Source organism: Streptomyces sp. NPDC086787 (genome assembly GCF_044745865.1).
Lineage (GTDB): Bacteria > Actinomycetota > Actinomycetes > Streptomycetales > Streptomycetaceae > Streptomyces.
Genome location: NZ_JBIVBC010000010.1, coordinates 76,296 through 100,973, shown reverse-complemented (window position 1 = coordinate 100,973; position 24,678 = coordinate 76,296). Strand labels below are relative to the sequence as shown.

The 24,678-nt window shown below is 72.8% G+C and carries 14 protein-coding genes; 5 read left to right on the top strand and 9 right to left on the bottom strand.

Annotation, left to right across the window (positions count from 1 at the left end; translation table 11 throughout):
* Positions 1-12 precede the first annotated feature (12 nt).
* The 5 genes from ACIPK3_RS23220 to ACIPK3_RS23200 all read right to left on the bottom strand — a co-directional run bounded on the left by ACIPK3_RS23220 (position 13) and on the right by ACIPK3_RS23200 (position 4,787).
* On the bottom strand, positions 13-618 hold the full coding sequence (locus ACIPK3_RS23220; protein ID WP_402572445.1) for a phosphatase PAP2 family protein: 606 nt from the start codon (positions 616-618) through the stop codon (positions 13-15).
* Positions 619-663: 45 nt separating this feature from the next.
* The gene (locus ACIPK3_RS23215) at positions 664-870 is read right to left on the bottom strand and encodes a hypothetical protein (RefSeq protein WP_402572444.1); all 207 of its coding nucleotides are present in this window, start codon (positions 868-870) and stop codon (positions 664-666) included.
* Between the two features lie 62 nt (positions 871-932).
* Entirely contained in the window at positions 933-1,490 is a 558-nt protein-coding gene (locus ACIPK3_RS23210; protein ID WP_402572443.1) for a DoxX family protein, read from the bottom strand.
* Positions 1,491-1,581: 91 nt separating this feature from the next.
* Positions 1,582-2,292 carry a DUF2993 domain-containing protein gene (locus tag ACIPK3_RS23205; RefSeq protein WP_402572441.1) on the bottom strand — a complete coding sequence of 237 codons (711 nt, stop codon included), beginning with the start codon at positions 2,290-2,292 and terminating at the stop codon, positions 1,582-1,584.
* Complete coding sequence (locus ACIPK3_RS23200) at positions 2,289-4,787, bottom strand: MMPL family transporter (RefSeq protein WP_402572439.1); 2,499 nt, start codon at positions 4,785-4,787, stop codon at positions 2,289-2,291. The genes ACIPK3_RS23205 and ACIPK3_RS23200 overlap by 4 nt, the downstream gene beginning before the upstream one ends.
* Positions 4,788-4,964: 177 nt before the next feature.
* On the opposite strand from ACIPK3_RS23200, the gene ACIPK3_RS23195 reads away from it, so the two are divergent.
* The 5 genes from ACIPK3_RS23195 (at position 4,965) to ACIPK3_RS23175 (ending at position 9,842) form a co-directional block, all read left to right on the top strand.
* The gene (locus tag ACIPK3_RS23195; RefSeq protein ID WP_402572437.1) at positions 4,965-5,651 is read left to right on the top strand and encodes a response regulator transcription factor; all 687 of its coding nucleotides are present in this window, start codon (positions 4,965-4,967) and stop codon (positions 5,649-5,651) included.
* Positions 5,648-7,045, top strand: coding sequence for a sensor histidine kinase (locus ACIPK3_RS23190; RefSeq protein WP_402572436.1), 1,398 nt, complete (start codon positions 5,648-5,650; stop codon positions 7,043-7,045). Before ACIPK3_RS23195 ends, ACIPK3_RS23190 begins: the two co-directional genes overlap by 4 nt.
* 55 nt (positions 7,046-7,100) lie before the next feature.
* On the top strand, positions 7,101-7,544 hold the full coding sequence (locus ACIPK3_RS23185; RefSeq protein ID WP_402572434.1) for a cold-shock protein: 444 nt from the start codon (positions 7,101-7,103) through the stop codon (positions 7,542-7,544).
* An 86-nt stretch (positions 7,545-7,630) separates the two neighbouring features.
* Entirely contained in the window at positions 7,631-9,043 is a 1,413-nt protein-coding gene (locus ACIPK3_RS23180; protein WP_402572432.1) for an FAD-binding oxidoreductase, read from the top strand.
* A 109-nt stretch (positions 9,044-9,152) separates the two neighbouring features.
* Positions 9,153-9,842 (top strand): DUF6215 domain-containing protein, encoded by a 690-nt coding sequence (locus ACIPK3_RS23175; protein WP_402572431.1) that lies wholly within the window; start codon positions 9,153-9,155, stop codon positions 9,840-9,842.
* A 95-nt stretch (positions 9,843-9,937) separates the two neighbouring features.
* Here the strand turns inward: ACIPK3_RS23175 and ACIPK3_RS23170 are convergent, their stop codons facing one another.
* From ACIPK3_RS23170 to ACIPK3_RS23155, 4 genes are all read right to left on the bottom strand, one after another.
* The gene (locus ACIPK3_RS23170; RefSeq protein ID WP_402572430.1) at positions 9,938-10,429 is read right to left on the bottom strand and encodes a peptidylprolyl isomerase; all 492 of its coding nucleotides are present in this window, start codon (positions 10,427-10,429) and stop codon (positions 9,938-9,940) included.
* Positions 10,430-10,521: 92 nt separating this feature from the next.
* The gene (locus ACIPK3_RS23165) at positions 10,522-11,397 is read right to left on the bottom strand and encodes a TauD/TfdA dioxygenase family protein (RefSeq protein ID WP_402572428.1); all 876 of its coding nucleotides are present in this window, start codon (positions 11,395-11,397) and stop codon (positions 10,522-10,524) included.
* Positions 11,398-11,422: 25 nt separating this feature from the next.
* Positions 11,423-20,542, bottom strand: coding sequence for an amino acid adenylation domain-containing protein (locus ACIPK3_RS23160; protein WP_402572426.1), 9,120 nt, complete (start codon positions 20,540-20,542; stop codon positions 11,423-11,425).
* Positions 20,542-24,498 carry an amino acid adenylation domain-containing protein gene (locus ACIPK3_RS23155; protein WP_402572425.1) on the bottom strand — a complete coding sequence of 1,319 codons (3,957 nt, stop codon included), beginning with the start codon at positions 24,496-24,498 and terminating at the stop codon, positions 20,542-20,544. The genes ACIPK3_RS23160 and ACIPK3_RS23155 overlap by 1 nt, the downstream gene beginning before the upstream one ends.
* Positions 24,499-24,678 lie beyond the last annotated feature (180 nt).

Below are 24,678 nucleotides of genomic sequence, written 5' to 3'. Positions count from 1 at the left end.
CATCGCTCCTGTTCAGTGGCGGTACCGACGGCAGGGCTGCCAGTCCAACACCGGACCGACGGCGGCCAGCGCCACGGCCGCCGCGCCCGTGCCCAGCACGGCGCCGGCGACGACGTCGCCCGGGTAGTGCACCCCGGTGTGGACGCGTGAGTAGCCCACCGCACAGGCCAGCAGTCCGAGGGGGACGGACGCGCCCGGCAGGGCGGGGCTGACGGCCGCGGCGAAGGCGACGGCCGACGCGGTGTGTCCCGAGGGGAAGGACGCCGACTGCGGCATGGGCACATGCCGACCCGGGAACGGCGAGTCCGCCGCCCGGTGCGGACGGGGACGCCGTACGAGGCGCTTGCCGACCAGGTTCGCGGTCGCCGACGCCACACCGACGGCGGCGACGCCCAGCAGCGCGGCACGGCGGGGCCGGCCCGGGAACAGGGCGAGGAGCGCGGCGGCCGCGAAGGAGATCTTCGAGTGGTCGGCGGCCGTGGACAGCCGTCGCAGCGCGGTGTCCAGGGCCGGGGTGCGGGTGACCGTCACCGTCTCGTACAGGGCCCGGTCGAGGGTGGCTAGATCACGCATCAGGTCCTGTCGGCGTAGACACGGGCGCTGCTGTCGGTCGGGCATGCCGCTACTCCTGGCTCGTCTGACTGGTCAGGAGATTGTCGCCGATCACCTGGGCCGGGTGTCGTCCAGCCGCTCGCCCTCGGCCTGCGACGGTTCGGTCCGCGGCACCTCGGGATGCCGTTCCACGGCCGACCGCTCGGCCGACTCGTCCCGCTCGCCCTCCGCCTGGGACGGCGTGTGCGAGTACAGCCACCTGTCGTAGTACGCGGCTCCGGTGTCCGAGGCTCCGCTGTGCGAGGCTCCGGTCTTCATGGCAGGCCTCCTCGGTCGCTCTCCTCCCATGCTCCTCCCGGCGCCCGGTCGGGGCCAGGGCATCACAGGCTCAGCGTGATCGCCGCGCCGATGCCTCCCAGGCCCAGGGCGACGGCGGCCTCGGTCCAGCCGCCGTCGCCCCAGCGGAAGAACCGGTCGACGGCGATCCGTCCCGGGCCGATGGCGGCGACGGCCAGTGCGACCACGGCGATGCAGACGCTGTACTCCACACCGCCGTCCGTCTCCCACAGACCGTGGGCCCCCGTGACGGTCGCCATCGCGTTGATCATCACGCCGATCACGGCGGCGGCCGCGAGAGGGGTGAACAGTCCGACGGCCAGACCGAGACCGCCGAGGAGCTCGGACAGACCGCCGATCACGGCGAACAGCTTCCCCGGGCGGAAGCCCAGTTCGGCGAAGCCCTTGGCGGTCTCGGACAGGCCACCGCCGCCGAAGATCCCGAACAGCTTCTGGGCGCCGTGACCGGCCATCAGGAGCCCGAAGGTGAGTCTGATCAGCAGCAGGCCCCAATCGGCGGCGGTCGTCACCGGCCCGGCACCGCCCTGCTCGGGTGATCGCGGATCGCCCGGTGGTGGGCGCAGGATCTGCTTGATGTCCATGACAGTGCTCCGAAGGACCCCCTGACCCCCCTGCCCCCTGCACTGTCGATCCTTGCGCAGGGAGCATGCTCACGCATCCGGGGGCCGGTGATCACTCCTTGGGAGGCGTGAAGCGACTCTTTCCTCCGGCCAGGGTGACCTCGAGAGCGGAGTCGGTGACGTCGACCGCGGTGGCCCGCAGACCTAGCGGGTAGTCGGTGCCGCCCTTGGCCGACAGGCGGTCGCGCAGCCGGTCCACCACCGTGGCGGGAGCCGGGTTTCCGAAGATCTTCACACCCTCCAGGTCCATCGCCACGCGTCCGTCGCGCAGCGTGGGCCGCAGTGTGGCCTGGGCCAGGCCGCCCTGACCGAGGGCGAAGGTGACGGTGTTCGCCTTGTCGTCCAACTGGACCCCGGTGACCGGCAGTTGTCCCCCGCTGGTATCGGCCAGCCCCTCGAAGGAGGAGGTGGGCACCCGCACCGTGGCGCTGGTGTGGTCGACGGTCCCGGACTCGTCGCCGGTAAGCCGTACGTCGTCCAGGCGCGCCTTGACGCCGACGCCGGAGAACCGGCCCAGGTCGGCGTCGTCGCTGCTGACCGTGATGGCGTCGAAGTGGCGCTGGAACAGCAGCAGGAGCGCCGGTCCGCCGTCCACGCTCACCTCGCTGTCCTTGCCCAGGACCCGGCCGACCGCCGTGCTGACGCGGTGGTTCAGCAGGGCGTTCGCACCGGCCTCGGCGGCGGTGCCGACGAGCAGCAGTACGGCGAGTACGACGGATGTCCGCACGGCGAAGCGGCGTCGCAGCAGTCCTGCGCCGATCATCGGGCCTCCTTCGTCTGGGGCGCGGCCACTGCCACCGGGGCGGGGGCGGGGCTCGGACCCTCCGGGTCCAGATGGGGCAGGATCCGGTCGAGCCAGCGGGGCAGCCACCAGTTGGCGCGGCCCAGCAGGTACATCGTGGAGGGCACCAGGATCAGCCTGACCACGGTGGCGTCGATGATGACGCTCACGCCGAGGCCGAGTGCCAGCATCTTGATCACCACGTTGGTGGAGAGCAGGAAGGCCAGGAACACGCTGGTCATGATGAGCGCGGCGCAGGTGATGACCCGGGCGGTGCCGGCCAGCCCGTTCGCGACGCTGAGGTGGTTGTCCTCGGTGTGCAGCCACGACTCCCTGATCCGGGAGAGCAGGAAGACCTCGTAGTCCATGGACAGTCCGAACACGATGGCGAACATCATCATCGGCACGTACGACTCGACCGGTACGGCTTCCTCGACGCCGAGCAGCGAGCCGCCCCAACCCCATTGGAAGACGGCGACCACCACTCCGTAGGCGGCGCCGATGGAGAGCAGGTTGAGCAGGGCCGCCTTCAGTGCGACGAGGAGGCTCCGGAAGACGGTGAGCAGCAGCAGGAAGGCGGCCGCGACCACCACGGCGATGATGACCGGGAGGCGGTCCACGACCACGTCCCGGAAGGTGAGCTGGGCGGCCGTGGTGCCGGAGACGTAGCCGTGGGCGCCGGATCCGGCCAGGGCCCTGGTCAGGGTGTCGTCCTCCAGCCGGTGCAGCAGGTCGGAGGTGGCCTCGTCCTGGGGTCCGGTGGTCGGGGTGACGGTGGTGACCAGCAGCGCGTGGTCGTCGGTGGCGATCGGGGTGGACACCTTGGCCACGCCCTCGGTCGCCGCCAGCGTGTCGTGCAGGGTCGCGGAGAGCCGCTGGATCTCCGTCTTGGTCCCCGTGCGGTCCTTGTCGAGGGCGGTGACGATGGTGAACTGGCCGTTGGTGCCGGGGCCGAAGCCGTCGGTGATCAGGTCGTAGGCGCGGCGGTCGGTGTAGTCGGTCGGGTTGGCGCCCGCGTCGACGTGCCCCAGACGCAGGAACGCGGTGGGTATCGCGAGCACCGCGAGGACCAGCGTGCCCACGGCGAGGAACAGCCACGGGCGCCTGCCGACCGTGCCGGCCCAACGGTGCCAGGTGTCGGCGGTGCCGTCCGGCTCGTCCACGGGCGTGCGCACCCGCCACCGGTCGATACGGCGCCCCGTCAGGCCCAGGAGGGCGGGCGCGAGGGTGAGGGAGGCGACGGCGGCCACCGCGACGGTGAGGCCGGCGGCGACACCGAGGGTGCCGATGAAGGTGACGCCCGAGGCGTACAGGCCGCCCAGCGCGAGGGTCACGGTGGCCGCGGCGACGATCACGGCGCGGCCGCTCGTGGCCACCGCCCGGCCCGCGGCCTCGGTGGGGTCGTCCAGGTCGCGCAGGAGACGACGGTGGCGGGTGATCAGGAAGAGGGCGTAGTCGATGCCGACGCCGAGGCCCATCATCGTGGCCAGCGTCGGGGCGGCGGTGCCGAAGGTGAAGGCGGCGGCGAGCAGGCCGAGCAGGGAGATGCCGGTCAGCAGTCCGACCACGGCGGTCAGCAGCGGCAGACCGGCGGCCGCGAGGCTGCCGAACCCGGCCAGCAGGACGATCACGGCGGTGGCGAGGCCGATGCCCTCCGACAGGCCGTCGGCGGCCTTGGGCCGGGCCAGTTTGCCGAGCTGGCCGCCGTAGTCGACCTCTACGCCGTCGGCGCGCAGGTCGTGCACGGCGGTGTCCACGGAGTCGACGTAGGAGCGGTCGAAGCGGGACGGGTCCTTGGTGAAGCGGACGGTGGCGATGCCGGTGGTGCCGTCGGCGGAGACCGCCCCCGGGGTGCTGAGCGGGTCGCTCACGGAGATCACGTCGGGCAGTCGGCCCAGTTCGCGCACGGCGTCCTTGACGGCGTCCTGGTGGGCGCTGAGCCTGCCGCTCGCGGGGTGCAGCACGATCTGGGAGGCGCTGCCCCGGATCTTGGCCGAGCCGTGGGCGTCGAGCAGGTCGCCGCCGGTCTGCACCGAGGTGCCGGGCAGCGAGAAGTCGTCGTCGTAGGTGCCGCCCCAGGCGCGGTGGGCGGCGAGGGCGGCGAGCATCACCAGCAGCCAGGCCCCGAGCACCCACCAGGGCCGTCGCGCGCACCAGCGACCCGCGCGGTGCAGCAGCCCCGGTGGGGCTTCGGGGGCGGGCGCGGGGCCGGGGGGTTCGTGGGTGGTACTCGGTGCGTGGGTCATTCCGTCCGTCCTGTTCGGTCCCCCGGCGGACGGGGGCTGGTGGGCGGGTGTACTGGGTGGTGCCGGCGTGGGCCGGGGGCGGCGGGTGCGCAGCAGGAGCAGTGTGAGCGCGAGGGCAAGTGCGGCGACGGTGACGAGTCCCAGCACGGCGAGCGTCGTTCCGTCGGCGCCGGTGTCGGTGTGCGCGGCGAGGCCGGACGGTGCCGCGGCGAGGCTGTGGTGTGGTGTCACGGTCGGTCCCCCTCGTGGATCGCGCGTCGGTCGGGTGCCGGTCGGCCGTCCGTCGCGAGCACAGCGTGCCTCAGCCGTACGAGCGCAACGTTCGGCGAATGTTCGGGGCCTGTAAGGATCGGCCGGGATCGGTCCGGCCCGCCCCCGCACGCGGGGGCGCTGGTTAGCATCGACCGCATGCCGGAGAACAGAGGTCTCGTCCTGATCGCCGAGGACGAACCGCACATCGCCGACCTGCAACGGCGTTATCTGAGCAGGGAGGGCTTCGGCGTCCACGTCGAGTCCGACGGGTCCGCCGCGCTGGCCGCGGCCCGCCGGATGCGCCCCGCGGCGATCGTGCTGGACATCGCGCTGCCCGGCATGGACGGCATGGAGGTGTGCCGCAGGCTGCGCGAGGAGGGCGACTGGACGCCGGTGGTGTTCGTGACCGCGCGGGACGAGGTGACCGACCGCATCCTCGGCCTCGAACTGGGCGGGGACGACTACCTCGCCAAGCCGTTCTCCCCGCAGGAGCTGGTCGCCCGGGTGAAGAGCCTGCTGCGGCGGGCCGCGGGCCCCCAGCAGGACCCGGTGCGCAGGCTGGGGCGGCTCACGCTCGACCCGGGCCGCCGCACCCTGCTCGTGGACGACGGGCCGGTGGAGCTGACCACCACCGAGTTCAATCTGCTGGCCTTCCTGATGCGCCACCCCGGCCAGGTCTTCACCCGGGAACAGCTCCTCGCCCAGGTCTGGGGGTACGCCGACTACCGGGACACCCGGGTGATGGACGTCTATGTGTCGCAGCTGCGCGCCAAGCTCGGCGGCGCGAGCCCGATCCGCACCGTCCGCGGCGTCGGCTACGGCGTCGCGGACACGGGCCGATGAGCGCCGGACGCCGGTACGGCTCGCTGGCCGGGAACATCGTCCTGCTGGCCGCCGCCGTCGCGGCGGTGGCCGTCCTGCTCACCGGTCTGTTCGCCTGGCGGACCATCCGCACCAACGCCGAGGCCCAGGAGCGCGACCAGCTCTCCCGCCAGGCCGAGTTGCTGGCCCAGACACCGTCGCTGGCGGGACTGCTGCTCCAGTGGCAGCAGCGGGTCGCCGGGCCGAGCGGTGCCGAACTCGCCGTCGTCGACCGGTCCGGCGAGGTGTCGGGGACGGCGGCGCCGATCGTCGGCTCGGCCCTGCGCGAGACACTGCTCGCGGGCCGGGACGTGTCGGCCGGTGCGGTACTCGACGGGCAGCAGGTTCTGGTGGAGGGGGTCCCGACGCGCACCGGCGGGGGTCTGGTGCTGACCCAGCCGATGAGCGACGTCGACGCGGCCACCGACCGTATGCGCGGCGCGCTGGCACTGCCGCTGGCGCTGGGGCTGGGCGGGGCGGCCCTGGCCGGGGCGCTGCTGGCTCGGCGGCTGACCCGGCCGCTCGCCTCGGCGGCCCGTACCGCGCACCGGCTGTCCGCGGGTGAGCGTGGACTGACCGTGCCCGAGGGGGGACCCACGGAGGTCGCCGAACTGGCGACGGCGCTGAACGCCCTGGACGCGGCGCTCGCCCACAGCGAGAACCGGCAGCGCGAGTTCCTGCTGTCGGTGTCCCACGAGATCCGTACCCCGCTGACCACCGCGCGCGGCTACGCCGAGGCCCTCGCGGACGAGGTGATCACCGGCGACGAGGTGCCGGAGGCGGGACGCGTGCTGCGCGCCGAGATCGAACGGCTGGAGCGCTTCGTGGGCGATCTGCTCGCGCTGGCCCGGCTGGAGGCCGACGACTTCCGGCTGGACGTCGACGAGATCGACCTGGACACGCTGGTCGGGCAGGCGGCTGCCGTGTGGTCGGCCCGGTGTGCCCGTGCGGGCGTCGACTTCCGGGTCGAGCGCCCGGGGCGGCCGGTCGTGGTCGCCACCGACGGCTTCCGGGTGCGTCAGCTGGTGGACGGCCTTGCCGAGAACGCGCTGCGGGTCACCCCGGCCGGCCGGCCGCTGGTGCTGGCCCTGGAACCGGACGGCACCGGAGCCCGGTTGCAGGTGCGTGACGGTGGTCCCGGGCTCACCGAGTCCGATGTCGAGGTCGCCTTCGAACGGGGCGCGCTGACCGACCGCTACCGTGGGGTGCGCCCGGTCGGCAGCGGCCTCGGCCTGGCCATCGCGCACCGGCTGACCACCCGCCTCGGCGGCACTGTCACCGCCGCGTCGGACGCCCCCGAGGGCGGCGCCCGCTTCACCGTTCGGCTGCCGTCCCTTCCGGGCGAGCCGTGCGGGCGGCCGGTGCCGGGGGCGTAAGCTTCTGCTGGTCGGTTGCCCGGACAGGGACCGGGCTCATGGATGGGGTGACGGTGTGGTTGCCGGGCGTGTGGTGCGTTTCGACGGTCTTCGGGGTTATGGGTTCATCGCCCCCGATCACGGTGGGGAGGATGTCTTCCTGCACGTGAACGACCTTCGCATCCCCGAACAGCAGGTGCGTCCCGGGCTCGCCGTCGAGTTCACGGTCGAGGAGGGCGAGCGCGGTCTGAAGGCGTCGGACGTGCGCCTGGCCGAGGGAGCCGACGACGCCTCGCCGGCCCGCCGGGGTGGTGCGGCCCGGGTGTCCTCGTCCCCGGTCCCGGAGCGGGGCGCCGATGGCGACGACCCGCTGTGCGACGTGCTGACCAGCGCCGAGTTCCTGCACGAGGTCACCGAGATCCTGCTGTCCTCGGCACCGTCGCTGACCGGCGAGCAGATCCTCGCCGTCCGGCGTGGGCTGCTGCGCTTCGGCAAGGTCCACGGCTGGACCGAGGACTGAGCGGCCCGAGCGGGTCGAGCGGGTTAACCTGCTGTTGAGGCAGCCATGGGTGGTGGGTCCGAGTACGCGATCCCGAGGAGCCGACCATGTCGATCGAAACGGCGAGGGGCGCCCTGGCGGACGACACCGTCAACGAGCTGGCGGCCGGTCTGCGCGGCAGCGTGGTACGCCCCGGCGACGACGACTACGACCGGGCCCGCGCGGTCTGGAACGCGGCCCACGACAGGTTTCCGGCGCTGATCGTGCGCTGCGCGGGAACCGCGGACGTGCTGCGTGCCGTGGAGTTCGCGCGTGACCGGGACCTCCTGGTCGCGGTGCGCGGCGGGGCGCACAGCATCGCCGGGTTCTCCACCTGTGACGACGGCATCGTCATCGATCTGTCGCCGATGCGGGGCGCCCTGGTGGATCCGGAACGGCGCCGGGTGGTCGCCCAGGCCGGGATGACCTGGCGGGACCTGGACCACGAGACCCAGGCGTTCGGGCTCGCCGTGACCGGCGGGCTGATCTCCAGCACCGGCATCGCCGGTTTCACCCTCGGCGGCGGCGTGGGCTGGCTGCTGCGCCTGCACGGGCTGGCCTCGGACTGTCTGACGGCGGCGGAACTCGTCACCGCCGACGGCCGGGTGGTGCGCGCGAACACCCGGGAACACCCTGAGCTGTTCTGGGCGCTGCGCGGTGGCGGCGGCAACTTCGGCGTGGTGACGTCGCTGGAGTTCGAGCTGTATCCGGTGGGACCGCAGGTGCTGGGCGGCCTGATCGTCTTTCCTCTCGACCAGGCCCGGCAGGTGCTCACGGGCTGGCGTGAGGCAACCGGCCGTATGCCCGACGAACTGACCACGGTGGTCAACCTGACGACGGCGCCGCCGCTGCCGTTCCTGCCGCCCGAGGTGCACGGCACCCGTGTCGTCGTGGTGGTCGGCCTGTACGCCGGTGATCCCACCGCGGGTGAGGCAGCCGTCGCTCCGCTGCGCGCGCTGGGGACCCCGATCGCCGATGTGATGGGCCCGATGCCGTACACGGCCATGCAGACGATGCTCGACCCGCTGTGGTCGGCGGGCGCCCACAACTACTTCACGTCGGCGTTCGTCGAACCGTCCGACGCCGCCATCGACGCGGTGCTGCGCCTTCATCTGACGACACCGACTCCGGCCAGCGAACTGCATCTGCACCAGCTGGGCGGTGCGTTCGCCCGTGTGCCCGCCGAGGCCACCGCCTTCAGCCAGCGGGAGGCGGGCGTGCTGTGCAACGTGGTCGCGCGTTCCGCCGACGCCACGGACTTCGGCGCGCATGTCGACTGGGCCCGCGAGACCCGCCGGGAGATCGCCCGCCACGGCCGCGGCGCCACGTACGTCAACTTCACCGGCGACGCCGACGAGGACAGGGTGCGCGCCGCCTACCCGGACACGGTCCGCGAGCGTCTGACGCGGGTCAAGGACGCCTACGACCCGGCCAACATGTTCCGGCTCAACCAGAACATCCGCCCCTCGGCAGCCGCCTGACCGCATGACAGCACCGGCCCGGTTCGAGACCTTTATGTGATTCCGCCGCGGGACGATCAACGGATACGCTCCCGGAGCGCATACCGGGGGCGAACAGTGAGGTGGGGGCATGGTTGACGACTCGGCGTCCAAAAAGGGACCGGGAGCGGGGGTTCAGGCGATCGGCGCGGTGGTTCTCGCCGTGGGCGTGGTGGGCACGGTGTGGGGACTGTCGAAGGTGCTGCCCGACCATTCGGACGACCCCGCGACCTGCTCGAACGACCGGCCCACCCAGACGGCGCGCCATGTGTCCGGAGCCCAGCTGTGCGAGGCACTGAACCGTCCGGACCTGGCCGCACTGCTGGGCACACCGGACGAGCACGCCATCGGTGCGAACGGCAACAGGACGTGGTCCAACCCTGCCGACGGCTCCAAGGAGGCCAAGCAGGCCACGGCCGAGGCGAACGTCCAGTTGAAGACGTACTCCGTGAAGCTGTCCGCCTCGTTCGACGCCGACGGTGTCGCCGGGATGAGGCGTTTCCTCGGCACGGGCGCGAACGCGCACGCTGAGACGCTGCGGGGGCACAGCGCGGTGCTCTACTCGGACCGGACCATCGCCTTCAGCTTCGACGGCGGCAAGGCCCACACCGGGACCGGCGGCATCGCCCGCCATCTGCTGGTCGCCTCGGCCCCCAAGGACGGGGGCGATCTCTTCGAGCTGGTGATCTGGCGGCAGGACGACGTGCCCCCGGACGACGCGGCGCTGACCCGCGTCGCCGAGCGGGTACTGCCGACGCTGCCGGGCTGGCACGACAGCTGACGCGACGGCGGGTGCCGTGTCGCGTGCCGGTGCCGGGAGGACGGCCGCGCGCCCCCTGCCGACCGTGTGGGGCCGAGCAGAGGGCGCAGCCGGTCTCAGACGGTGCCGCAGTCCGAGACGACGATCTTCTTGGCAGTGGCGCCGGAGCGGCTGCCGAGCGCCTCGACGGCCTTCACCACGTCCATGCCCTCGACGACCTCGCCGAAGACGACGTGCTTGCCGTCCAGCCAGTCGGTGACGATCGTCGTGATGAAGAACTGCGACCCGTTGGTGTTCGGGCCGGCGTTGGCCATGCTCAGCAGGCCCGGCTTGGTGTGCTTGAGCTGGAAGTTCTCGTCCGGGAACTTCTCGCCGTAGATGCTCTTGCCGCCGGTGCCGTTCTCGTTGGTGAAGTCGCCACCCTGGAGCATGAAGTCCGGGATGACGCGGTGGAACGGCGAGCCCTTGTAACCGTAGCCGTTCTGGCCGGTGGCCAGCTCACGGAAGTTGCGGGCCGTGTCCGGAACGACGTCGTCGTACAGCTTGAACTCGATACGGCCGAGCGACTCGCCGTCGGCGGAAACCTCAAAGTAAACGTTCTGGCCCATGGCACTGCTCCTCTTCAAATCGACAGGTCGCATCAGAGAATACGAGACACCGCGCGGCCCCTGTGACATCGCATGACACTCCGTTCGGGGACTCAGCCTTCCAGCCGGGTCCCCTGCACGGCCACACGGCGGCCGTGACGGGTGTGCGGGAAGTAGTCCCATATGGCGTGGTGCTGCACGCTGCGGTTGTCCCAGAACACCAGGGTGCGCGGCTGCCAGCGGACCCGCAGGTGCAGCATCGGGGTACGGGCGATGTGCGCGTGCAGCATGTCGAGCAGCGCGTCGCTCTCCGGGCGGGAGAGCTGTGTGATGTGGGAGGTGTAGGGGGCGTTGACGAACAGCAGCCGGCGGCCCGTCTCCGGGTGTCGGACCACCACGGGGTGCTCGGTGCGCGGCACGTCGTACTCGGGCGGCGGAGTCAGGCCGGCGGTGGTCCAGGGCCGCGCGCCGTCGTGCAGGGCGGTCAGTGTGTCGAGGAAGGCCCGCATGGCGGGTGACAGCAGTTCGTAGGCCAGGTGCATGTTGGCGAACAGGGTGTCTCCGCCGCCGTCCTGGGGGACGGTCGTGAGGTACAGCATCGATCCCAGGGACGGCTCGGCGTCGGCGGTGCCGTCGGAGTGCCAGCCGTTCCCCGCGACGGCCCGGGACTCGGCGGTCGCCTTGATCTCCAGGATGTCCGGGTCCGACCCCTCGGGGGCGAGCGCGACGGGGTGCAGTGCGCCGAAGACGCCTGCGAACCGCTTGTGCTCCTCGGGAGTGATGTCCTGGTCGCGGAAGACCAGCACATGGTGGGTGTGGAACGCGTGCTTGAGTTCCTTCTCCTGGCGGGGTGTCAGTTCCTCGGCCAGGTCGAGGCCGGAGACCTCGGCGCCGAGCAGCGGGGTGATGGGGGTGACGGTGATGGTCTCGTACGGTTCGGCCGGCCGGGTGGTGAGCCGTTCGACGGCCTGAAGGGCGTACTCCTCCATGATGTGCCTCCGGGAGGTTGGTGGGTCAGCGGGCGGTGATGGTGTCGGCGATGTGCCGGACGTGGGGTTCGGCGACGAGTTGGTAGTGGTCCGCGTCCACGCGGTGGACGCGCGGGCCGGGCAGGTGGGCGTCCCACGCGTGGGGCGCCGTGGGCTCCGGGGTGAGCAGGGTCACGTCGGCGGCGGGCCGCTCGGCGAGCCACAGCGTGGCGGGTGTGCGGGTGACCCGCGGCAGCCGGTGTTCGGCCATGGCGGCGAGGTTGGTACGGCAGCAGCGTGCGAGGCGCTCGGCGTAGGCGCGGCCCGCCGCGGTCGGCGGCTCGCCGCCGTTGCCGCTCAGTTCGTGGGCGAACACCGCGTCCAGTTGCCGGTCGTCGTAGGTGGCGAGCCGTGCTCCGGCGCCGGGTGGCGGCGGGTCGAGCAGATACAGCGCGGCGGCGGGCCGTCCGTCCCGCTCGGCCGCGGCCGCCATGGTCTGGGCCGTCCACGCCCCGAACGACCAGCCCGCGAGGAGCAGCCGTGTTCCGGTGCCGGGGAACTCCCGGCGCACGGCGCCCAGGTAGTGCTCGGCGCGGTCGGTGATGGACCGGGCGGGCAGGCGCGGGTCGCGCAGCGCCGGGTCGGCGATCAGGCACACCGTCAGCTCCGCGGGCAGTGCGGAGACCAGCGGCCGGTAGGCCTGGATGTCGCCGCCGACGGGATGGACCAGGCAGAGCACGTCCGGGCCCGGTCCGCGCTGCCACACCTCCACGTCGACCGCGGCGCCGGTCTCGGCCGGCGGCCCGACGACGCCACCGAGGTGGCCGAGGATCTCGGCGAGGCTGACCCGGTGGCTGAGCCGGGACAGGTCGATGTCGGTGCCGTACCGGCGCTTGATCTCCTCAAGGAGTTCCAGGACGGTGAGCGAGTCCGCGCCGAGGTCGTACAGCGAGGCCGTGGGGTCGACGGTGTCCACGCCGAGCAGGTCGCACATGACGTCGGCGAGATCGCCGTGCGTCGCGGCCGGCGCCTGTTCGGCGGGTCCGGCTGGTGCCTGGGCCGGTTCGTAGAAGACGTGGGCTTCCGTCAGGGGTGTGGTGCTGACCATCAGGTGGGGCAGCCGCAGGTGCAGGGCCCGTACGAAGACCGCCACGCCTTCCTCGGGAGTGAGCGCGACCACGAGGTGTTCCTGGTGGCGGGCGTCGGTGGCGAGTGAGTGCTGTGCCATGCCGACCTCGCGCCAGGCGTCCCAGGCGATGCTCATCCGGGCGGTGGCGTCCGTGTGCTCGGCCGGGGGTGTGTACTGGGCGAAGGCGTCCAGGCAGGCGTTGGCGGCCGTGTAGTCGAACTGGCCGACTCCGCCGTGGAGGGCGGCCATCGACGAGCAGTGGACGGCGTAGCCGGGGCGGTGGTCGGCGATCAGCCGCTCGACGAGCAGGGCACCGCGCAGCTTGGCCGCGGTGGCGGCTCGGGCGGTCGCGGGGTCGCGGAGGGCCAGGAGCCCGCCCGCCGCCGTTCCCGCGGCGTGCACGATGCCGACGAGGTCGGCCAGATGCGGCGCCAGGCGTTCGGCGATCTCGTCGGGGGTCTCGGTGGCGAGGTCGGCGGTGACCAGGGTGACCCGGTCCTCGTGGTGGTGCAGCGACTCCGGTGTGCCGGCGTTGCGTGCGACGAGGACCACGCGGTTGCCGGGGTGGCGCAGCAGGTGTGCGGCGAGGGTGCTGCCGATTCCGCCGGTGCCGCCCAGGACGAGATGTGTGCCGGGAGCTGTCGGGGCGGTGGTGGGCGGCGCCTCGGCCGCGGGGACCGGGTGGAGGGTGCGGTGCCACCAGTAGCCGTCGCGCAGGGCGACGGCGGGTTCGGTGGTGAGGGTGTCGTCGTGCAGCAGGTCGGGCAGGTGCGCCGCCCATGTGTCGGGGTGCGGGCCGGGCAGGTCGGCCCAGCGCGGGGTCACGCCGAGTTCCTGCCGGGGTGTCACGGTGGCCGCCGCCAGGAGCCCGGCCAGCGGGTTGTGGACGGCGCCGGTGACCGGCTGGGCGCGCTGGGAGAGCAGCCAGACGCGGGGCCGGTCCGCGCCGGGCAGGTCGGCCAGGGCGCGGGCGAGGGCGGCGACCGTGTCGAGACAGGCCCACTGGGCGGTTTCCAGCGCCGGTGTGTCCGTGCTGCCGTCGAGGGCCAGCGGCAGGGTGTGCAGCCAGTCGACGACGGGGCCGCCGGGTTCAATGCAGCGGGCCAGGATGTCCGCCAGGTGTGCAGGGTCGTTGGGGTCGGCCGTGTAGTGGTCGCCGTCCAGTCGTGCGAGCGTGTCCGCCGCCCGGAGGTGGACGATCCGGCTGTAGTGGTGCTCCAGGAAGCGCCAGGCGTCGGCGTCGGTGCCCGGTGCCGTGACGACCACCGCGGTACGGCCCGGCGCTCCGGGGGTGTCCGTGCGGGCGCGGCGCAGGCGCGTCCACTGCGGCTGGTGCAGCCATGCGGTGGCGGGCAGTCGGCGCGGGCCTGTGCTGGGGGGCGGTGCCGTGGGCGACGGTGCCGTGGGCGCGGTGGCGCGGGGGAAGTCGTACTCGGCCGTGTCGAAGGCGGGCGGCGGGAAGTCCCAGGGGGCGGGGGCGGAGCCCGCGGGCCATTCGACGGTGTGTCCGGCCGTCCATGCCTCGGCGAGGGCGTGCGGGTCACGGCCGGCGGACGGTACCGCGGACGCCGCGAGCGGTGGTGACGCGGGGGTGAGCGACCGCAGCCAGGCCACGGCCGAGGCGGCGTCCGGGCACACCGCCGCCGCGCGGTGGGCGAGGGCCGGGCGTCCGGCCTGGAGGTGGCGCAGCACTCGCGGATAGCTCTCGGGGCGGGCGGCGAGGTAGTCGGCGATCCGGCGGCCGTCGGCGCGCAGGGCGGCGGCGGAGCCCGCGGACAGGACCAGGCAGGGTACCGGTGCGGGCGGGGTGTACCGGGCGGGGGCGGTCTCGGGAGTCTCCACCAGCAGGTGGGCGTTGGTGCCGCCGATGCCGAAGCTGCTGACGGCGGCCGCCCTGGGGGTGTCGGCGGGCCAGGGTTCCGCCGCGGTCGGTATGCGGAACGGTCCGTCGTCCATCTCCGGGTTGAGCCGGTCGAAGTCGGCCGTGGGCGGGATGATCCCGTGGTGCACGGCGAGCACGGCCCGCACCATGCCGACGACGCCAGCGGCGGCGCCGAGGTGTCCTGTCTGGCTCTTCACGGAGGACAGCGGCAGGCTTGCGTCGTCGGCCAGGCCGTAGGCCTGGCGCAGCGCCGCCGCCTCCACCGGGTCGCCGAGACGGGTGCCGGTGCCGTGTGCCTCCACGTAGCCGATGCCGTCTGCGGTGCGGCCGCTGCGATGCAGGGCGGTGCGGATGGCGTCCCGCTGACCGGCGACCGAGGGAGCGCTGTAGCCGAGCTTGTCGGAGCCGTCGTTGTTGAGGCCGGAGCCGGTGATGACGGCGTAGACGGTGTCGCCGTCCCGGCGGGCCGCGGCGAGCGGTTTGAGGACGACCACGCCGGCGCCGCTGGCCCCGATGGTGCCTTCGGCGTCGGCGCTGAAGGGGCGGCAGTGTCCGTCCGGGGAGAAGATGTGCTGCGGCCGGTAGGTGTAGCCGTCGGTCAGCGTGGGATCGGCGAGGACACCCGCGGCGAGCATCACCTCCGCGTCGCCCTGCCGCAGCAGTCCCGCCGCGACGTGCACGCCGACGAGCGAGCTCGAGCACGCCGACTGCACGGTGAAGGCGGGCCCGGTGAGCCCTAGGTGGTAGGCGGCCTTGGTGGCGAGGAAGTCCTTCTCGTGGTGCAGGGCCAGCCGGAAGCCGTCGGGCAGCGCGGCCGGGTCGGCCTCGCGCAGCATGCTCTGGAAGTAGGTGTTCTCCCCGCAGGCCGCGACGAGTCCCACCCGCTGGGCGGCCGGGTCGCCGATTCCGGCGTGGGCGAGCGCCTCGACACAGTTCATCAGGAGGTGCCGTTGCTGGGGGTCCATCAGCCGGGCTTCCTGCGGGCTGATGGTGAACCGTGCCGGGTCGAAGTGCAGGAGGCCGCGCATCTGGCTGCGTGCGCCGACGCGGCCGCCGGTCGCGTCGAAGTGCTCGATCCCGCGGCGGCCGGAGGTGACCAGGTCCCAGAAGGCGGCCAGGTCGTCGGCGCCCGGGAGCCGTACGGCCATGCCGATGACGGCGACGGCGTCCGGAGCCTCGTGCGCCGCTCCGGCGGTGGGCGCGGGGGCGGGGGTCGAGTCGGCTCGCCGGTCGAGGAGCCGGGCCAGGGCGCGCGGGGTGACGTGCTCGAACAGGTCCGGTACGCCGAACGGGAGGTCTCCCTCGCCCGCGCACCTGAGCTGGAAGCGCATCAGGTCCAGGCTGGTGGCGCCCGCGTCGAAGAACCGCTGCCCGGCGCCGATCGGCTTGCCGGTGACCGTCTCGAACAGCGCGGTCAGCCGGGCTTCGAGGGGCGACAGCGCGTCGGCGGCCGTGCCGGACCGGCGCAGGTCGTGGCCGGGGGCGGTGAGCACTGCCCGGCGGTCGACCTTGCCGCTGGGCGTGCGGGGCAGCCGGGTCAGGCGGCGGAACCGGCCGACGCGGATGTGGGTGGGCAGCAACGTGGCCAGCCGGTCGCCGAGTTCGGCCGGGTCGGGATCCTCCCCCCGGCACTCCAGGCAGGCGACCAGCCGGCCGTCCGCCACCGTGGCGACCGCGTTGGTCACGCCGGGGCACTGGAGCAGCGCGGCCTCGACCTGACCGAGTTCCAGGCGGTGGCCGCCGAGCTTGACCTGGCTGTCGTCGCGGCCCGCGTAGTGCAGGAGCCCTTGTGCGTCGAAACGGGCCAGGTCGCCGGTGCGGTAACAGGTGCCGAGGCCGGGGACGTCGGTGAAGCGGTGCCCGTGGGAGTCGTCGGCGCCGAGGTAGCAGCGCCGTGCCATGAGGCCGCCGATCAGCAACTCACCGGTGACTCCGGGCGGAACGGGAAGCCCGCCACCGTCCACCACACGCAGGACGGCGCCCGCCACCGGACGTCCGACGGCCGGGCGCACCGGCCAGTCGGCGGGGTCACCGTCCAGACACAGGGCGCTGACGACGTGGGTCTCGGTGGGGCCGTAGTGGTTGAACAGTCGGGCGCCCGGAAGTCCCGCGAACCAGCGGCGGATGGCGTCGGTGCACACCAACTGCTCCCCCGCCGTGATCACTTCACGCAGCCGGGACGGGTGGCGTCCGGTTCGCACCCCGTGCTCGGCGAGCAACTGGAGTGCCACGTAGGGCAGGAAGAGCCGCTCCGCTCCCCCGGTCTCGAGCTGCTCGAGCAGCGCCGGCACGTCCTGCCGCCAGGCGGGGTCGATGAGGCGGAGCAGGCCGCCGGAGCACAGGGTGGTGAGGATCTCCTGGAAGGAGACGTCGAAGGACAGCATGGAGAACTGCTGGGTGACGGCGGGTCCGCCCAGGTGTCCGTCGGTCCGCTGCCAGGTCAGCAGGTTGCACAGGGTCCGGTCGGGTACCTGGACGCCCTTGGGGGTGCCGGTGGAGCCGGAGGTGAACAGGGTGTACAGCGGGCGCAGTCCCTGGTGGGCGGGGACCTCGGGGGTGCCGTCGGGGGCGTCGGCCAGGGTGACGGTGTACCGGGGCAGAGCGGGTGGCGCGATCGTGTCCAGGGCGTGCTCGTCCCCGGGGGCGACGAGTACGCACAGCGGTTCGGCCTGTCGCAGTACCTCGCGCAGGAGGGCCGCGGGGTAGGCGGGGTCCAGGGGGACGACGGTCAGGTTGAGGCGGGCCGCCGCGAGCAGCGCCACCACGTGTTCGACGGAGGGCTGCAGGTGGAGTGCCACGGCCGCCGGTGCGGACGGGTCGGACGGCAGGGGGTGGCGGGCACTCAGCGCGTTCGCCAACTCGCATGCCTGGGAGTCGAGTTCGGCGTAGGTGAGGGTCGTCTTGCCGTCGGTGACGGCGGGGGCCCCGGGGGTGCGCCGGGCCTGCCGGGCGAAGCCCTCGGCGACGGTGGTGAAGTCGGGTGCCCGGTCCGGTCCGTGGCCCGCGTCGGGCAGGCTCCGGCGGTAGGGGGCGACCAAATCGTGCAGGGTGGCGGTGCCGTCGCCGTCGGTCAGTCGGCCGAGGGCCTGGCGGAAGAGCCGGGCGGCGGCTTCGGCGCGTTCGGTGCCGATGTCGTCGCGGTACTCCCACAGGCAGTCGAAGCCGGACTCGTGCTCGACCACCGACAGGGTCAGGGCGCACTTGGCGCCCAGCGGTTCGGTCCACTCCGGCCGCACCTGGCAGCCGGGCAGCGTGAGGGCGGAGAACTCGGTGTTCTCCAACACGAACATGAAGTCGAACAGCGGGGCGCGCTCGCGCAGGGCGGGGGCGGTGAGGACGTCCGCGAGGGCGACGTCCTGTCCTTCCAGCACGGCGCGGACCGTGTCGGAGTGCGCGGTGAGGTGGGTGTCCAGGGTCGTGTGCGGCTCCATCGGCAGGTCCAGGAGCACGGTGTTGGCGAACATGCCCACGGTGGCGGCGAACTCGGGGCGGGGGCGGTTCGCCACGGGTGCGGCGATCAGCGGCCGTGCCTGGCCGGTGATGCCGTACAGGCTCGCGGCGAACGCGGAGACCAGCAACTGGAACCTGGTCAGTCCGCGCTCGGCGGCGCGGCGGTCGAGCGCGGCGCGGCGGACCAGGTCGAGCGAGGTGCGCAGCAGGCGAGCCTGCGGACGGCCGGACCCGTCGGGGGCCGGGAGCACGGGTGAGGGTTGGCCGTCGTCGCGGCCGTAGTGGGACAGCAGACGGGCGCGGCCGCGTTCGTAGGCGTCGAGCGCGTGCCAGTCGCGCTGCCAGCGGGCGAAGTCGAGCGGAGTGACGGCCGAGTGCCGGGCACCGGTGTCGGAGCGTCCCTCGGCCGCGGCGGCGCAGGCGTCGGTGAGGTCGTGGAGGACGAGACTGAGTGACCAGCCGTCCACGGCGACGTGGTGCAGGTGCAGCAGGAGCAGTCCGCCGTCGTCACCGGGTACGAAGGTGGCACGCAGCATGCGGGCCTCACCGAGGTCGAACCGGTGGCCGAAGAAGCGGTCGGCGGTGTCCTGCCATGGTTCCCCGGCACGGGCTTCGAACGGCACCCAGGGGTCGTAGGGGGCTTCGGCGTGCTGGCGCAGTCCGTGCGGCGTGGGGACCAGCCGGGTGCGCAGCGCGGTGTGGCGCTCCACCAGGGCACGCAGGGCGTGCCGCAGGGCCCGCTGGTCCGCCCGGCCCTCCACGCGGAAGACGAGTGGCACGTCGTAGGAGCGGTCTTCCGGGTCGCGCTGGTGCAGCAGCCAGAGTCGTTCCTGCTCGCTGGTGGCCGGTCCGGACGGCTTGTGCGTGGCGGCGGGCACCGGCGGGTGGGCGTCCGTGGTGGCCCCGGGGGCGTGCACGGCCTCGGTGAGGGCGGCGAAGTCGGCGCTCAGCACCAGGTTCTGGGGCAGGTCCACGGCGAAGCGGGCCAGGATCTCGAAGCGGAAGCGGAGCGCCTTCAGGGAGTCGCCGCCGTTGGGGATCCAGCGGTCCTCGGGGCGCAGCCCGGGGACCGCGAGGATGTCCTCGGCGACCTCCAGCACCCGCCGCTGCTCGTCGGTGATGTGCGCGTCGTGCCCGGGCGTGCCGCGCCACGGTGTCCCGGCGCTCTCGATCAGTGCGGTCCGGTCGACCTTGCCGTTGCGGTTCAGGGGCAGTTCGGCGACCAGGTGGGTGCGGTGCGGGCGCATGTACGGGGGCAGGGCGGCGGTGAGGTGCCGGTCGTAGACGTCGAAGGACAGTCCGTCGTCGGCGAGGACGAGGAAGGCGAGCAGTTCGTTGCGTCCGGCGTCGTCGCGGCGGGTGCACACGTGCGCGCGGCGGACGGCGGGATGGGCGAGGATCTGCCGCTCGACCTCGCCGGGCTCGATGCGGAAGCCGCGCACCTTGACCTGACGGTCCGCGCGGCCGACGTAGGTCACCCGGCCCTCGGCGTCCTGGCGCACCAGGTCGCCGGTGCGGTACCAGCGGCGCTCGCCGCCGTCGTCGTGGGGCAGCCGGACGAAGCTCCGCCCGGTCTGCTCGGGGAGGTTGCGGTAACCACGGGCCAGCGCCGGTCCGGAGAGCAGGAGTTCGGCGGTGTCGCCCGGTACGGTGGTGCGTCCGTCCGTGGTGCGCAGCAGGAGATCGGTGCCGGGCAGCGGGGTGCCGATGGGGACGGTGTCGCCGTCGTGGTCGCGCGGGATCGGGTGGCACAGGGCGAACGTCGTGGCCTCGGTCGGGCCGTACACGTTGTGCAGCACCGTGCCGGAGCCGGGATTGAGGTCGTACCAGCGGCGTACGATCCGCGCGTCGAGTTGTTCGCCTCCGACCAGGACCTGTTCGGTGTCGGCGAAGCAGCCGGGTACCTTCTCGACGACCGTGTTGAACAGGGCGACGGTGATGAACAGCGTGCTGACCCGGGTCTCGCGCAGTACGGCGGCGAGCCTGTGCGGGCTGTGCACCTGGCTGTCGTCGAGGACGACGCAGACGCCGCCGGTGAGCAGCGGGACCCAGACCTCGAAACTCAGGGCGTCGAAGGCGGGGTTGGACAGGCATGCGTAGCGCGCGCCGGGCCGCAGGCCTATGTAGCCGGGGCGGGCGAGCCGCAGTACGCCTTCGTCGGTGACCTCGACGCCCTTGGGGCGGCCGGTGCTGCCGGAGGTGTAGAAGACGAAGCCGGTGGCGGTGTCGCCGGCAGCGGCCGGCGTGGCGCCCGGGGGCTCAGGGTGCCTCGGTTGGTTCGGTTGCTTCGGGTCGAGCAGCCGGTCGGCGTCCAGGGCCGGCACGGGCGAGCCGTGTGTGGGCGCGTGCGTGCTGTCGTGGACGACGGCCACCGCTCCCGAGTCGTCGAGGATGTGCCGTTGCCGGTCCGGAGGGCTGAGCCGGTCGAGGGGGACGACGGTGGCTCCGGCGCGGCGGATGCCGAGCATCACGCAGACCAGCCGCCACGAGCGGGGCAGGCAGACGGCGACGGCGTCACCGGGGCGGACCCCGCCTTCTCGCAGCCGGGCTGCGACACGGCCGCTCGCCCGGTCCAGTTCCGTGTAGTCGAGTGTGTGGGCGCCGTCCTCGACGGCGACGGCGGTGGGGGTGCGGCGAGCCTGGGCGAGTACGGCCTCGGCGAGCGCGGACGCGCCGATGGGCGCCTCGGGTCGGCGGAGTTCCATCACGCCTCCCGGGCCGGACGGGTGGCGGAGGCGTGGTGGGCGAGCTCGGCGCCGAGCAGGGCACCGACCCGGGCCACTTCTGCCCCCTCCAGGATCTCCCAGTGGTCGCACTCCAACGTCTCCACCCGGAATTCGCCCTCCGCCCGGCGCTGCCAGAAGTCGCGCACCTCGGCGTGGAACGGGGTGTCGCTGCCGCCCGGCACGGCCTGGGCGAGGATCAGCCGGGTCGGGGAGGCGGCGGGGAGGTGCTCGCGGGCGGTGAGCCGGTTGTGGTTGTAGATGCGGAAGTAGCGTTCGACCTGGGCGTCGTCGATGCCGGGGTACATCCCGTTGAACCTCACGAGTTTGTCGCGGAACTCGGCCGCGTCCACGGGGCCGATCGCCGCGCGTGCGGACGCGTCGTCGGTGGCCTGGGTGTCGAGGAGTACGACGCTGACGTCCTGGCGTCCGGCGCGGCCGAGGAGGCGTCCCATCTCGTGGGCGACGAGGCCGCCGTAGGACAGGCCGGTGAGCACCAGGGGCCCCTCACCGAGGGGTTCGAGCAGGCTCAGATATTCCTCGGCCATGGCTTCCACGGTGGGCAGGAGGTCCTCGCCCGGGTTCACGCCGGGCGACTGGATGCCGTGCAGTGCGGCTTCCTCGGGCAGGTGTGCGGTGAGTGGCAGATAGCAGAAGGCGGTGCCGCCCCCCGGGTGCACACAGACCACACGCGGGCCGGTGCCGGAGCGGAACTCGATGAGGTTGCCCGGCGCCCGGTCGGTGCCTTCCACGCGGAGCAGCGCGGCGAGCGATTCTATGGTGGGCCGCAGCATGACCTCGGCGACCGGGAGGTGCCTGCCGAACGTCTCGGTGACGGCGTGTGCCATCTTGATGGCCGACAGGGAAGTGCCGCCGATCTCGAAGAAGTTGTCGCGGATGCCTGTGCCGGGGTGGAGCAGGATCCGCTCCCATATGCGGTACAGGGCGTGTTCGACGTGGTCGCGCGGGCTGGCCGTGTTGACCTGGGTGGAGGTCTGCTCGTGGGCGAGCCGCAGCAGGGCCGGGCGGTCGGGCTTGCCGCTGCGGGTTCGGGGCAGCGCGTCGAGTTCGACGAACAGGGAGGGGATCATGTAGTCGGGCAGCCGGTGCGCGAGGGTGCCGCGCCGGTCGCGGGCGGTGCCTGCCCCGTCGGTGTCCTGGCCGGGGTCGCGGGCTATGGCGGCGACCAGGCGGGGCTGACCGGCCGTGTCCTGGTCGGCGAGCACCACGGCTTCGCGGACGTCGGGCAGTGCGAGCAGCGCCGTCTCGACCTCGGCGGGTTCGATACGGAATCCGCGCAGCTTGACCTGGTCGTCGGCGCGGCCCACGTAGTGGGTTTCACCGTCCGGCTGCCGCCGGGCGAGGTCGCCGGTGCGGTAGATCCGTTCGCCGGGCAGGAACGGGTCGGGCAGGAACCGCTCCTTGGTGAGGTCGGGCCGACCCAGATAGCCGCGGGCCAGCGAGGCTCCGCCGAGGTACACCTCGCCCACCACACCGGGCGGGACGGGCTGCATCCGGCCGTCGAGGAGGTAGAGGCGGGTGCCGGGCAGCGGGCGGCCGATGGGGCAGGGCCGCTCCAGGGGACGCGGGTCGTAGTGGGCGGTGCTGTAGAGGGTCGCTTCGGTGGGGCCGTAGCCGAAGCAGATCCGCAGGTCCGGCAGTTGCTGGGTCATGCGGTGCAGTGCGGCTTCGGTGAGCGACTCGACTCCGGTGAGCAGTTTGCGCAGCCGCAGCCCGCGCAGTCGCCGCACGGGGTCCTCGTCGATCCACCGGATGTAGGCGGGCGGAAGGAATGCCTGGGTGATCTCGTGCTCGCACATCCAGGCGAGCAGTGCCTCCGGGTCGCCCCGCAGTTCCTCGGGGACGATGTGCAGCACGCCTCCGGTGGTCAGGGGCAGCAGCAGTTCATGGATGGAGGCGTCGAAGCCGATGCTCGACCAGGCGGAGCCGGCCTCGCCGGGTTCTGTGCCCATCCGGTCGTGCCAGACGGCGAAGAGGTTCAGGACGCTGCGGTGTTCGACCGCGACACCCTTGGGCCGTCCTGTCGAACCGGAGGTGAAGATCACGTACGCCGGCCGGTCCAGGGCGTGGCCGATACCGGCGGGCGGTTCGTCCTCCACTGTCGCCTCGGCCTCCACGGCGTGCAGGTCGAGCCAGTTCGGGGCGCGGTCGGCGGTGTCGTGGTCGCTGAGCACGAGGGGGCAGTCCGCGTCCTCGACCATGCCGGTGAGGCGTTCGCGGGGCTGGCCCGGGTCGAGCGGGAGGTAGGCGGCGCCCGCCTTGAGGATGCCGAGGATGCCGACGGCCAGGTCGCGGGTGCGCCTGCTGTGCAGGCCCACGACGTCTCCGGGGCGGACCGAGCGGGCGACGAGGGCGTGCGCCAGCCGGTTGGCCCGGCGGTCGAGCGCCGCGTAGTCCAGGCAGCCGTCGCGGTCGGCGACGGCGGTGCGGGTGGGGTGGCGGCGAGCCCGGGTCTCGAAGAGTTCGGTGAGCCCGCTCGCGGTGCGGGGGACGTCGCCGTCCGGTCCGGGCGCGTGGGCGGGCGGTGCGGCGTTCTGGTCGTGGACGAGACGCAGGCGTTCCTCGGGTCCCATCAGTTCGAGGGTGCGTATGTCCCGGTCAGGGTTGCGGGCGAGGTCGGTGAGGAGATGCCGGAGGTGGTCGGCCCAGCGCTGTGCCGTGCTGTGGTCCACCAGGGCCGTCGCGTAGTCAAGGTGCCCGGTGATGCGGCCCTCGGACTCGGTCGCCGACACGGCGAGGTCGAACTTGGCCGGGGCGTGCGCGATCGGCAGCGGCGTGGCCTCGATTCCGGGCAGGTGCAGCAGGTCCCGCCGGTCGGGCTGCCAGGCCAGCATGGTCTGGAACAGCGGTGTGCGGGAGGCGCTGCGGGGCGGGTTGACCAGTTCGACGATGCGCTCGAAGGGCAGGTCCTGGTGCGCGAGGGCGTCGCGTACGACGGCTCGGGTCCGGGCGAGGGCCTCGGCGGCGGTGAGATCGCCGGACAGGTCGATGCGCAGCGGAAGGGAGTTGACGAGGAACCCGATGAGGCCGGCGGTTCCGCGTCCGCGCCGGCCGGCGACCGGGCTGCCGACAACGATGTCGTCGGTGCCGGAAAGACGGGACAGCAGAATCGCCCAGCCGGTCAGCAGGGCGACGTAGGGGGTGGCACCGTGCCGGCGGGCCAGGGCGCGCAGGTCCGCGGTGAGGTCCGCGTCCAGGGTGAACTCGACACGGCCGCCGTCGAACTGCTGCTCGGCCGGGCGGGGGTGGTCGGTGGGCAGGTCCAGGACGGTCGGCGCGTCGCGCAGTGCGTTCCGCCAGTGCTCCTCCTGGGCGGCGAGGGCACCGCCGAGGACGGCCTCGCGCTGGTCCCGCGCGTGGTCCGCGTACTGCACGGCGACCGGTGGGAGCGGATTCGGCGTGCCGCCGCTCAGTGCCGCGTAGAGCTGTCCGGCCTCGGCCATCATGACGTTCATCGAGGCGCCGTCGTAGACACTGTGATGAAACGTCAGCAGCAGCGCGTGGCGCTCGGGCCCGAGGGTGATCAGGCGGCCGCGGCCGAGGGGTCCGGCCGCCAGGTCGAACGGCTCTCGCGCCTCGTCCAGTTGGCGGTCCGACAGCCGTCTCTCGGCGTCTGGGGCATCCGTGAAGTCCTCGAAGACGAGAGGAAAGCCACCGCCCGGCGGGTCGATGTGCTGCTGGACCTGGCCCGCTTCGGCCACCAGCCGTGTGCGCAGGGTTTCGTGACGGTCCGTCAACGCGTCGAAAGTGCCGGCCAGCGCGTCGCGGTCGAGCGTGCCGGTGAGCGAGTAGGCGATCGTCTCGTTGTACGCGGCGTTCGCGCCCCGGAGTTGGGCGAGGAACCACAGGCGCTGCTGGGCGAAGGAGGCGGGGACGGAACGTGTGGCGTTCTGCACCGGAAGTACCTGGCCTTCCATCCGCTCACATCATCGTGAGTGGGCCAATTCATGGGGGAGGTGGGGGAATAGAGGTAATCAGGAGTGGCGTGGAATGCGCTCTTGACACCGCCGTGATCATCAATCACGGGCTCAGACCATGTCAATACTTGACATGACAACGCGGCCCCTCCTCACGGCACTTGATCAGCAGGACCAAGC